Source organism: Gemmatimonadota bacterium, from assembly GCA_022560615.1.
Taxonomy (GTDB): domain Bacteria; phylum Gemmatimonadota; class Gemmatimonadetes; order Longimicrobiales; family Gaopeijiaceae; genus UBA1138.
The window spans coordinates 82,111-93,594 of record JADFSR010000013.1 but is presented as its reverse complement, the minus strand read 5'-3'; the positions used below and the strand labels follow the sequence as shown (position 1 = coordinate 93,594).

Sequence of the window (11,484 nt, the reverse complement as noted above, 5' to 3'; positions counted from 1 at the left end):
CCTCGTGATCAACTGCACGGCAGGCGACAAGAAGGTCTCGGGCCTATACAGCATCAAAGCGATGAGCGAAGCCGACCGGGTCCCCTTTCCCACGAACCCGGCGGAGGCCAAGAAGGTGGCGCAGCAGCGAAAAGGAATACAGTACGATGAGAAGGAGGGGATCAAGGTCGACACCGCAGGCGCCAAGGCCGGGATCTCGAACGCAGTCGTATTGGAAGGCGTCCAGTGTCAGATGGCTCAGATCGCTTGATTACAGGCACGCCACGGTCAACCGAGAAGTTCCCGACCACACAGTACATCTGATCCTCGGAGATATGGCGCACCGGGGGCTGGTGGAGCGGCAGACTCCCCGGCCCGGTCGTCGCAGGGGGATCAGCGTGTTTCGAGCGCTGTAGGGGATCTGCTCGCGCTCTGCTGACCTGCGCCGCATCTTGCTCGCGTGACCTCCGAGCCCTCCGGCAGACTCTACACCGCCGTCACGAAGTATTGGCCGATTGTCTGGCTTTCCGTCTTCGAACTTCCTCCTTCAAACACATCCCTGAGCAGGTGCCGTTCGTCGAGACCAGCGTGTGCTCACATAAGCGGCACGGGGACCCAAGCACCGCCGGCGTGCGGCCGCCGCTGCATTGTTACTACCCCACCCGCCAGAGTGGCTTGGAGGTCGGACCCGGCGGGCGTGATAGCCGAATGGAAGCCAGCGGGCGCCGGAATGAGGTTGGCCAGCACGTTGGCGTTCCACCCGGGACCGGCGATGTAGACCTGGTGGTGGCCAGCCGATAGGAGTTGCACCCTATCCCATGCGCCCTGGGCTCGCGCAGTCGTATCATCCATCTGAGTGAAGTGTACACCAATCAGTTGCGCTCCGTCGTACGCAACGAAAGCCATGCAGGTAAGCACGTTGGGGAAGACCAGTGGATTGCCTTGGACGATGTTTTGATATCCGCCCGTTAACTCCCATACGTCCGGCATGGTGTTCCCCGCGCTAAAGCCTCGACCGCGCTCCAAGCCGGTGGCGTGACCGGCTGGCTGTGGTCCTAGATGTGACATCCTACATCCTTTCTTCTCGGCCGCAACGCCCGGTCTCCCGTGGTGTGGCCCCACTTCAAACATCGTTCCATGCCGATTTCAGAATTGTCGAAAAATTGCCGGGGCAGACTATATACGTACTGTGAACCGAGGCCGTTGAAGAAAAGCTAGGGTCCTTGAATACCTGACCGGGGGGCCCCTCCGAACGTCCTGAGTGCCCGTATAAAGCCCGAAAGTCGCCAGGGCGTCCACCGTGTCCCCTTGTGGCCGCGAGACGCGTGTGAGAGCGCTCAGAGGCTTGCCGATACCCCTGGACAACTATGCGTCGGCGTGGGGCTGGCTACCGAACACACCCCAGGCAAGAGGGATGCCGAGCCAAGTGATCCGGACCGCTTCGTCTGCCCACCGAATGAGCACGATGACGCCGGTGAAGTGGCTGATGTTGGAGAGCAACTCGACCACGGTGCCCTTTGACTCTCCCCAGCGCCGACTGAGCGCGCCTAGCGTGGCGTAGACCCTGCCCCCGATCGAGGCGTTGAACATGTCGGCGAGGTCATGGATGAAGTGGACGTCGTTCTCCTCCACCTCGGGGTCCACGCCGATCTCGAACTCGGGTCGGAAGATGTCGTCATCGGTGATCGCCACCCACTCGGCTGGTCCGTGCATAATCACTCAGGAATCGGCCGTTTTGGGGTGGCTAGGGTAACATAATGAAGAGGGTTCTTCTTGGCGTGCGCGCAGCGCGATGCCAGGAAGGACTTATTGAACTGAGCCGCGGGTCTCAGGCGGATGGCTGCGGCTATGGGGATTGGTTGGGGGCGACTCTACACTCGATATGGCCCCGGCGGGCAGGTCGAGGAGCCAGGAGGCTGAGGTGGGGCCGGCGATGGCTCGGAGACACGCCTTTGGGTCCTGCGCCGACGCAAAGGTGGGTGCAGCATTGGGGCGAGGACGCACCGATCCCTCTTCCGGGGCACCGGCGGTAGAGTGAGAAGGAGTTCTTGGGGATCGAGGTCGCCCGCGTCGTCATGTGGGGGCCTCTCTGCGCCAGATCGGATGAGGAGCGCGGTCGGGCTTGATCTCTCGCACCTTGCGGAGATGTCCCGCCTCACACCGGGGACAGCACGTCACGTCCTCTCCGGTTAACCGGAAAAGCATCTCTTCCCAGCTCTCCGAGGGGGCGGGTGGAGCCGATTCCGCGGGGACTCCCAGGAGCTGACGGCAGAGCGTGATGCGTTGTTGCCGCACAGAGTTGGCGAGAAAACCATAGTGTCGGATCCGGACGAACCGCGGCGGGAGCACATGTAGCAGGAACCGCCGGAGGAACGCGGCGGCGGGAAGGGTCATGGACTTTCGGCGGTTGCCGTTCGCGCGGTCCCTGTAGTGGAACGTTACCTGGTCTCCTTCCATGGAGACGATACGCTCGTTGGAGATCGCGATCCGGTGGGTGTAGCGCCCAAGGTAGGTGAGGACCTGCTCTGGCCCGGCGAAGGGGGGCTTTGCGTAGACGACCCATCTTGGACGGGCGGCCCGGCGCAGGAGGCTCGCGACCTGGACACCGCTTCCGACACACGCCTTGATCGTGCCCGAAGCGACCGCCTTTTCAAGGGCGGCCAGCAGTTTGCCGCGAAAGACCGTCGAGAGGATGCGCACCGAGAGGAAGAAGTCCTCCCGAGTGGAGATCCACCGAGACCTGCTCGGGTCGAGACCGCCGCCGGGCACGATCAGGTGGAGGTGGGGATGATAGAGCAGGCATTGGGTCCAGGTGTGCAAGACGGCCGTCATGCCGATCTCGGCGCCGAGGTTCTTCGGGTTCGCGGCGACCTCCTTCACGGTCTCGGCAGCCGTAGTGAAGAGGAGGTTGTAGGCCACCCGCGGGTTGGCGAGGAAGATCTCGTGGAGGCAGGAAGGGATCGTGAAGACGACGTGGAAGTAGGGCACAGGCAGAAGATCGTTCGCCCGCGCCTCCTGCCAGCGCACGCGTTCCAGCCCCTGGCACTTGGGACAGTGCCGGTCCCGACACGAATTGTACGAGATCTCCTGGTACCCGCAGCCGCGGTCACACTCCCGGACATGACCGCCGAGCGCTGCTGTACGACAGCTCAGGATCGCGGCAACGACCCTACGCTGCTGCGCGTTTAGGCCGTCGAGCCGCGTTCCATGGGTCCGGAAAATGTCCGCCAGCTCCGGGCGCCCTTCGCGGGCTACCCGGACCGGCACGGGTCAGGTCATCGTCGGTTCGATGTCCTCGACATCGGGCAGCAGGTCGTCGAGCGGACTCTTCGTGTCCGCGACGTAGTTCTCGGCCACGTGGGTGTAGATCTCGGTCGAGCGCAGGCTCCGGTGCCCGAGCAGGCGCTGGATCACCCGGATGTTGACGCCGCGCTCGAGCAGATGAGTCGCAAACGCGTGCCGAAGCGAATGCGGGGAGACGCGCTTCCGGATGCCGGCCCTCTCCTTTGCGCGAGCGAAGAGCCTGCCAACGGACTCGCGAGTGAGTGAGCGTGAGGGATCTGCCCCGGGAAAGAGCCAAAGCGCGGGCTGGTACTCTCGCCAGTAGCGGCGCAGGGTCAACAGCAGCTTCTCCGACAACATGACGTAGCGATCCTTGCGACCCTTGCCCTGCTCGACTCTGATTATCATGCGCCCGCTGTCGATGTCAGCCGGCTTCAAGTGCACGACCTCACCGGTGCGAAGGCCAGCCGAGTAGAGGGTCATGAGGAGCGCGCGGTGCTTGAGGTTGGTCGTGACATCGAGCAGCGCCCGCACCTCCTCGCGGCTCAGAACGACCGGCAGCTTCCTGCCGGACCGATGGTAGGGGATGTGCTCGACGTTCCAGTCGACCCGGAGCACCTCCCGGTAGAAGAAGCGGATCGCGCAGACGTGCACGTTGAACGTGCTCCACGACACCCGTTTGTCCTTGGTCAGGAAGAGCTGGTACTGATTTACGTCCTCCACCGTGAGCTCGTCCGGCGGTCGCATGAAGAAGCGCACGAAGCACTTCATCTTCTCGATGTAGCACTTCCTCGTGTTCTCCGCGTAGCCGCGGATCCGCAGCTCGCGGTCCATCCGATCGTGTAGCCTGCCCATGGGATCCTCCCGTGAAAGGGGCCAATGACATGGGCGTCACAACGACGCCCCATGGCCCATCATTCCGGAGGACGGCAAACGAGGGGAAGGCGAGCAGGGTTGGTTGGTCCGTCAGACGCACCCCAGGAAGGCGCCCACAGGCTCCACCGCGCAGCGGTTTAGTTCAATGTACCTTCTGCGAACCTAGTTTACGGCCCTGAAGCCCTGAACCGCTTGCCGTTGGCTTGTTACGAGGGGCCACCGAAGGTCAGTGGTGGCTTTATGCATTCTTGGACGCCCCCGTTCAGGTGAATAGTCATGCGGTCCAGCCTCACGCGCGCTTGCCGTGACGACGCGTGAAAGTGCTCCTCACGCACGCGCGAGCCGTGCAGCCAGGTGAAAACGGGTGCTGGTGGTGGAAGTCGTACAGCGCACCGTCCTTTTTCCCTCGAGCGTGCTGAAACTGAAGTGGTCCGCATAGTTGCAGCGGCAACCTACGCTCGTGTGCTCAACGTCGTCGTCCGTCAGCTCGTGCCAGGTCATTCCTTCACGTCCTGGATGATGATCGTGATGTTCCGGTCATCGGTGTCTTTGCCATACTTCTCGGGGTTGATCCCAGCAGCGACCATGCGCAGAATAGCGCTGTCCTGGCGTATCTTGGTGCCCACCAGTTTGTTGTTCTTGTCGTATATCTGTTCTACCAGCCCGTGCAGCGCTCCCGACTCGAAGACCGCATCCCAGCGCTCTCTCACATCTTCGGTCACCTCGGCCTCCAATTCGGCGTAAGCTGGGTCTGTCGTACGCCAGTAGCCGCGCACCCTGCTCGAGCAGCCCGCGACCTTCACCGCCTTTGCGACGTTGCCGTAGAGCACGTAGGCGGGAAGGAAAGCTCGTGCGAGCGCCGAGCTGACTTGCTCTAGACGCTCTAGCTGGTCCGGTAGCAGTTCGGCGGGCTCGTCTTCCCAGTCAGCGAGCGTGGTGCCTCGCGTTCGGATACTACTACCTGGGGCGTTCTGCCCTGGTGTGCCGACACCAACGTCCGTACCCGGTGCTCCACCGACTTCCACTTCCGTACGTACCTGGGGCCTCTCCATCAATGCGATTCCCGGGGCTTCGCGTTTGCCAGACGGATAGCACGGTGGCGCCGTAATTTTATTTGCTTTCATGGGTGTGCGAGGTAGTGTGCGAGGTCAGATACACGAAACCCGTGACCGGCCGCTGGCCTCGCGCGTACGCGGGGTCGCCAAGCGGCGTACAGGGGTCGGGTTCCTGCCTTGGGACTGGCCTGGGCACGTTGCTGTGTACGTTCGGGTTCCCAAACTCCGAGGAAGACTCGGAAATCATCCCCGGTAACGCGGGATAGAACCCGCCTACGTACTCGGATTCTGTGGAAACGGTGGCGCTGTGGCGGGTCTGTTAACCAGGAGGTTGGTGGTTCGAACCCACCCGCCCCAGTGTTGTAAGATAAAGCGCCGTAAGGCTTTACGGCTCTGCGGCGCTTCCTTTGTCTGGCTAGGTGTGTCCGGAATGTGTCTCAGATTCAGGTGTGCTCGACAACGCGAAGCGCGGTTGCCGGGTCCGGATGCTGGTAACTGAGCTTCAGCGCTTGTGTGCTCTTCCGAACTCCCCCTCCCCTGGCGTCGCTAGGCGCGCCGTGCTCGACTTGGTTGAGGGGAGGTGAGGGTTTGACCGGGGCGTTAAGGTTCAGCCACCGGCAGGACGCGATGCTCTCGTGCTCGACTTCTCGAGTCAGCGAGAGAGCAGGCGTTCGGGCGCCAGCGTCAGGGCCCAATTCCCCGCAGACACCCATAACAAGATCGTGAGCGCCGAGTGCCAATAGGGTCCCAGCACTCTTGCAATACCCAAACACACAGATGGTGACGTGCTCGTAGGCATTGCGAAGGTATCGCGCAATGATCTCGCTAGTAGGTTGCGGCCATGTTGCAGAAGGCGCCCGCTCAGGGGAGGCGCGGACCCCGAACCCGTCGCCCAGCCTTGCGCGCCCGACGTCCGCCCGCAATCGTTGGGATACGCTTGGAGGGTCGATGATGAGTTGGGGAACGCCAAGACGCCGGGTGACGTGTGCGAGCCGATTCGCCATGCTGCTCTGGCTCGCCTCGTCGACGGTCACCGTCGCGGCGGATGCACAGACGCTCGGCGGAAGACTCCTCGGAAGTGGAAGCAACCGGCCGATCGGTTTGGCGATCGTCACGCTGGTTGCGGAGAATACGGGCGACATGGTCGCTGCGACCATCACAGATGACCTCGGCAGATTCTCCCTCACCTCGCCTGAGCCGGGCAGCTTCCTTCTGAGGGCCTCGGCCTTCGGTTACGGAACCTCCACGGCAGGCAGCATTTTCAACCTGGGTCCGGACGGAGAGATGACGGTCGACTTCAGGATCGACCCACGCCCGGTGGCCTTGGATGGGCTTGTGGTCTCCACCCATCGACTAGAGTCCCGGCACAACCTGATCGCGAGCGGATTCCTGGCCCGCTTGAACCGCGGCCTCGGCCACTTCATTACACCGTTCGAGATCGAGAATTCGCGGGCGCTCAGCACCGTCGAGCTCTTCGAAGGGATTCCCGGCGTTTCGCTGATGAAGGTCTACGGACGGAGTTCTTCCCAGGGGAACGCCGGCCACATGATCGTGCTTCGGGGCACCTCGGCCGCGGCCCTGTGTTTCCCGAAGTACTACCTCGACGGGGCCGCCATCGACTTCATAACAGGCGAGCTGAACACCGCCGTGCCGCTCTCGGCCATCGAGGCCATCGAGATCTACTCGGGACCTTCAGAGATCCCCGTGCAGTATTCGATGCCTGACCGAGAGCCGGGTGGTGGCTGGACCGTACCATGCGGCGTGGTCGTGTTGTGGACGAGGAGCCGCTAGCGCTGGTCCGAGCCTCCCCACGCTGGCACGGGGCCGAAACGGCGGGCAGGGCCTGGGCGAAGCCGCTCATTCGCGCCTCGCGGCGTCCTGGGCGATCACCTCGAGTGCTGCCGTCTGACGCTCCTGCAATTCCACCAAGCCCTCTAATACCTTGGCTAAATGTGGCGCCTGCTGGGCGTGTTTGCGGGCGGCGTGGTAGTCCTTCCCCTGAGCTTCCTGGGTGTGTCTAGAATGTGTCTCTGAGGGCGGCGAAAGGTGGCGGAACCCGAAGAAAACCCGGCGGAAGGCGGCGGAAATTTGGCTTAGGTAGGCGAAGTTCTCCGGATAGGGGTACCTGGGCTTTGGCCTGTCAACCAGGAGGTTGGTGGTCGAATCCACCCGCCCCAGTGTCGGAAGGATGGACGCCGATCTGGACGCTATGCGCCGCCGGATCGAGCGGGAAGCGATCGCTGCCGGAGTCCGCCGATCAGCGGTAGTTGTCGATCACGTAGAGATTTCCCCGATCGAAATCCTTGGTATAGACGATTTGCTTGCTGTCCGGGGACCACGCGCCGCCATGAACGTGCCACACACCTTGACCGAACGTGATCTGCTCCGGCTCTCCTGAGGCGCGGGGGAGCTGATCGGCGGTCGCAGGGGTCAGCGGGAGTATGTAGCGGTTGATGCTGAAGTGACCATCCGCGCTGTTGTAGGCGACGTAACTTCCGTCGGGTGCGACACTCAACTCGGACGCGTTCGCCTTGAGTAGTAGCACCTCTTCGCCGGTCCTGAGATCGGTGGCGATCATCTCGATCCCTCCGGAGCCGTCCGGCGGGTTCCGCGTATGGACGATGCGCTGGCTGTCGAGGTACCAATCGAAACGCAGGACCACGCCGATGTCGGTCCGCCTCGCATTGCTTCCGTCGGGATCGATAAGCCAGAGGGTCGTGCCTTCGTCACCGGGCGCTAGGTAGGCGATGGTGCTTCCGTCCGAGGACCAGCGTGGGGCGACTCGTGCGTTTACCCAGAAGTCGCCGTCCATGGGAATCACTTGCTCCGAAAGTCGACGCGGCGTGCCCCCGTCGAGACCGGTTACCCACAGTTGAAACGGGCCTTCACGATTGGAGAGAAACACGATTTCGTCCCCAGCGGGGGACCAGTCGGGCGTTCTGTCCCCGATTCCCTCCGCCGGGTAGGTGAGCTGCGTCTCCGCCCCCGTCGCTAGGTCGTGAAGCCAGATCTGGGTACGGCCTTGGCGACTGGATTGGAATGCGATCTGCTCTCCATTCGGCGAAAAGCGCTGCGAAAAGTTGTTGCCAATGCTTAACGAGATCGGTTGATGTTCCTCGGCTGACCCGAGGTCCATGCGATAGAAGGAGGCCTCATGACTCCAGCGCGAGTAGGAGATCCGCCCCGTAGACGAGATTATCGGTGTACTCGCACCCAAACCGTTCGTGAGTTGTCGAAGCTCCCCCGTATCTACGTCGACGTCCCAGATATCGCCGCCGCCGTTCGGGGTACTCGTAGTCGTAAACAGGATCCGACGATCGTCGAGTCCCCAGTTCGGGCTTCCGTTCAAACTCTGGTTGACCACCAGCGGGATCGGCTCGCCACCCGTTGCGGAGATCAGATATAGGCCAAACGGCGGTCGCCCAGGCTGCCGCATGAAAGCGATCCATTCTCCGTCGTGTGACCATGCCGCCCGTAGGTCGAGGGTTCCGGCGGCTGGCGTCGTCAATCGGGTCTCTTCCCGGCTCAAGAGCTCGACCTTCCACAGCGCGAGGCCCGTTGCTTCGAGCCGCGAAAACACGAGTTCACGTCCGTCGGGAGACCAAGGCTGAGAACCGATTACGCCGATTGCCGTGAAGCGATCGAGATACAGAAAGTGCGTTTCAGCTACCTTTCGTCTAGATCCTCCGGTTGGCGGCACCCAATAGACGTTCATCCCCGATCCATCATCGGAGATGAAGGCGATCTTGGATCCGTCGGGTGACCAGCGCGGCATCAGTTCGTCGTTCGGGCCGCCCGCCACCAGACGAAGCTCACCGCCACCCAGAGACGACACCGCGATGTCCATCGTCCCGTTCAGCGTGTAGTCGTACGCAATCTGGCTTCCATCCGGTGACCAACTGCCAGACAAATTGAGGCCGACAGTGGTGGTTAACGGTGAGATCGCAAGTGCGGGCAAGGCGTTGTTCGCCGAGTCACCGCCTCCCCAAAGCATTCCAGCGCCGACGCCCAGAGCAACCAATATCGTGGCGGCTGCAAGGGCAGGGGCCGAGAACCAGCCGGGCGAGCGCACGCTCGTGGTCTCGGCCCGCAGGTCGAAGAACCAAGCGAGCGCCAGCGCGATAGGAAAGCCCAGCAAGCCGGCCCAAAGAACCATGTCCACAGCGCCATCCGAGAGCCCGATTCGCGGAAACGCAATGTCGGCGAATTCGAGCGTAGCGAAGGCCGCTGCCACATACACGACCGCCGCGCGAACGACCTTGCGACGCTTGAGCTCAACGAGGAGCCCGGTGTCTTTGGCCATGTCTCGAACCGCCTGCGGCTACTACCTCACTCGGCGTGTGCGCTGGAGTCCTCATCAGGCACCCTCGCGGGCGACGCGGTGCCTCCCGCTCTCTGCACCGCGTTCTGCAGCACTGCCTGAATGTCGATGCCCAGCACCGAGCCGAGACCTTCCATGGTCCCGTACGCGCCCCTCACGCGCTGGTTGATCGCGTTACTCACGGCGCCGCCGTCGCCGCTGTCCATGACGATTAGGCGGTCGATGTCGACGCCCTTCACTGCTTCGACCGAGATTTCCAGCAGCTCGGGCAGCTTTTCGGCGAGGAAGACCGCGAACGCCTGGTCACCACCCTCCTGGACCTGCTCGTAGAGCAGCCGCAACACCTCGACCTGAGCTTTGCCTCGCTCCAGGATCGGTGCCGCCTCGGCTTTGGCCTGCGCGAACGCGGCGTCGCGCTCGGCGTTCGCGGGCTCGATCACGTCGGCGCGCAGCCGCTCCATCTCGCGCTGGACGCGCTTCGTCTCGAGCGCTCGCTCCGCCTCGACCTTGGCCTCTTCGGAGCGCACGGCCGCGGTCTTCTCCGCGATTTCCGCCTCCTGGTCGAGCTCCGCTTGGCGCACGCGCAGCTCGTTTTGGGCTTCGGCGATCTTGACGTTGGCTTCGGCTTCGCGGATCTCGGCTCGCTGCCTCGCCTTCGCCCGGGCTTCGCGGGTGTCTGCTGCAGCCTGAGCCTCGGCGATCTCGGCCTCACGCACCGCTTCGGCGGCCTTCTTGCGACCGATCGCCTCCAGGTAGCCGCCCTGGTCGCTCACGTTCTGGATCTTGAGCACGTCGAGGTGGAAGCCCAGCGACGAGAGGTCTTCACCGGCGTCCAGCGCGAGGGCTTTCGCGAAACCGAGGCGGTCCTCGTTGACCTGTTCAGGCGTCAGTGTCGCGAGCACGCCGCGCAGGTTCCCCATGAGCGTATCTCTTGCGAGCTCCCTGATCTCCTCCTCGGTCTTTCCGAGCAATCGCTCCACCGCGTTGTTGAACACGACCTCGGGCTTGGACGCGATCTTCACGTTCGCGATCGCCTCCACGTTGAGCGGGATGTTCCCCTTGGAGAACGCGTTGTTCACGGTGATCTCGAGCGGGATCGTCTCGAGGTTCAAGTATGACACGGTCTCGATGAGTGGGATGCGCATCGTGCGGCCACCCGTGATCGAACGGTAGCCGATCTTGCTGCCGTCCTTGAGCGCCCTCATGCCGCCCGTGATCACCGCGGCCTGGTTCGGCGGCACGATCACGATCAGCGCACGAATCGTCGAGAGGATCACCATGACGACGACGATCACGACGAACGCCAGCAGGGTCGCAGGCGCGGTCAGGATCTCAGGTAGGGTTTGCATATGAAGCTCCGTATGAGGAATCTGAACATCACTGAAGGGCCGTGAGGTCTTCGTCGGACGGGGCGACATATGCGACCCCGTCTTTCATCTCGACCACCACCACGGTGTGCCACTCTTCTGGGGGGGTGCCAGGCCCGACACTGGCGTGGGGCAGGGCGCGCAGCGTGTGACGCCGGTTGCCACGCTTGAGCGCCATTTTACCGACGGAGCCACCACCCAGGGGCACTGTGACCTTACCGGCGAGTCCCACGAAGGAGTCGTCCTCCGCGATCGTTCCCGTCTCGGTGCGTCGCAGGTAGCCGAACGCGCGGTGCACGAGCGTTCCGGATATCAGACCCCCGACGGCCGCGTAGGTGATCGTGCTCGGAGCCCCGGGTGCGAGGCCCCCGCGCGACAGCAACCACCCGACGGCACCGAATCCGAACAGCGTGTAGGTGAGCGTCCGGATCGAGAGGATCTTGGAGGCCGAGTGGTCGACGCCCGTGTCGGCATCCAGCTCCAGCTCCACGGCATCGCTGCCGAGTAGGTCGCCGAGCAGGGACAAGAGTAGGAGTCCACCACCGAGCACGACGCTGAAGAGATAGGCCGAGTACATCAGAGACTCCGAATCTGGCGAGTCGAG

At 63.0% G+C, this 11,484-nt stretch carries 8 protein-coding genes and 1 pseudogene; 2 read left to right on the top strand and 7 right to left on the bottom strand.

Annotated features, from left to right (window positions below):
- On the top strand, nt 1-250 hold a 250-nt coding region (locus IIB36_09650), incomplete at its 5' end, for a hypothetical protein (GenBank protein MCH7532003.1).
- 1,094 nt (nt 251-1,344) lie between these two features.
- Here IIB36_09650 and IIB36_09645 read toward each other — a convergent pair.
- From IIB36_09645 to IIB36_09630, 4 genes and pseudogenes are all read right to left on the bottom strand, one after another.
- Nucleotides 1,345-1,692: a hypothetical protein gene (locus IIB36_09645; GenBank protein ID MCH7532002.1), complete on the bottom strand. Its 348-nt coding sequence runs from the start codon at nt 1,690-1,692 to the stop codon at nt 1,345-1,347.
- Between the two features lie 423 nt (nt 1,693-2,115).
- Nucleotides 2,116-3,210: pseudogene (locus IIB36_09640) on the bottom strand (IS91 family transposase).
- A gap of 39 nt (nt 3,211-3,249) precedes the next feature.
- Complete coding sequence (locus tag IIB36_09635; GenBank protein ID MCH7532001.1) at nt 3,250-4,116, bottom strand: site-specific integrase; 867 nt, start codon at nt 4,114-4,116, stop codon at nt 3,250-3,252.
- Nucleotides 4,117-4,634: 518 nt separating this feature from the next.
- The gene (locus tag IIB36_09630) at nt 4,635-5,189 is read right to left on the bottom strand and encodes a hypothetical protein (protein MCH7532000.1); all 555 of its coding nucleotides are present in this window, start codon (nt 5,187-5,189) and stop codon (nt 4,635-4,637) included.
- 951 nt (nt 5,190-6,140) lie between these two features.
- On the opposite strand from IIB36_09630, the gene IIB36_09625 reads away from it, so the two are divergent.
- Nucleotides 6,141-6,983 (top strand): carboxypeptidase regulatory-like domain-containing protein, encoded by an 843-nt coding sequence (locus IIB36_09625; protein MCH7531999.1) that lies wholly within the window; start codon nt 6,141-6,143, stop codon nt 6,981-6,983.
- 466 nt (nt 6,984-7,449) lie between these two features.
- Here the strand turns inward: IIB36_09625 and IIB36_09620 are convergent, their stop codons facing one another.
- The 3 genes from IIB36_09620 to IIB36_09610 are packed head-to-tail and all read right to left on the bottom strand — an operon-like array spanning nt 7,450 to nt 11,457.
- Entirely contained in the window at nt 7,450-9,495 is a 2,046-nt protein-coding gene (locus IIB36_09620) for a PD40 domain-containing protein (GenBank protein MCH7531998.1), read from the bottom strand.
- 26 nt (nt 9,496-9,521) lie between these two features.
- Entirely contained in the window at nt 9,522-10,862 is a 1,341-nt protein-coding gene (locus IIB36_09615; protein MCH7531997.1) for a flotillin family protein, read from the bottom strand.
- A gap of 28 nt (nt 10,863-10,890) precedes the next feature.
- Entirely contained in the window at nt 10,891-11,457 is a 567-nt protein-coding gene (locus IIB36_09610) for a hypothetical protein (protein ID MCH7531996.1), read from the bottom strand.
- Nucleotides 11,458-11,484: the final 27 nt, after the last annotated feature.

What these genes read in the sequence shown, in the direction of transcription:
- IIB36_09645 (MCH7532002.1), bottom strand. Translation starts at nt 1,692, where the DNA reads ATGCACGGACCAGCCGAGTGGGTGGCGATCACCGATGACGACATCTTC.
- IIB36_09635 (MCH7532001.1), bottom strand. Translation starts at nt 4,116, where the DNA reads ATGGGCAGGCTACACGATCGGATGGACCGCGAGCTGCGGATCCGCGGC.
- IIB36_09630 (MCH7532000.1), bottom strand. Translation starts at nt 5,189, where the DNA reads ATGGAGAGGCCCCAGGTACGTACGGAAGTGGAAGTCGGTGGAGCACCG.
- IIB36_09625 (MCH7531999.1), top strand. Translation starts at nt 6,141, where the DNA reads ATGATGAGTTGGGGAACGCCAAGACGCCGGGTGACGTGTGCGAGCCGA.
- IIB36_09620 (MCH7531998.1), bottom strand. Translation starts at nt 9,495, where the DNA reads ATGGCCAAAGACACCGGGCTCCTCGTTGAGCTCAAGCGTCGCAAGGTC.
- IIB36_09615 (MCH7531997.1), bottom strand. Translation starts at nt 10,862, where the DNA reads ATGCAAACCCTACCTGAGATCCTGACCGCGCCTGCGACCCTGCTGGCG.
- IIB36_09610 (MCH7531996.1), bottom strand. Translation starts at nt 11,457, where the DNA reads ATGTACTCGGCCTATCTCTTCAGCGTCGTGCTCGGTGGTGGACTCCTA.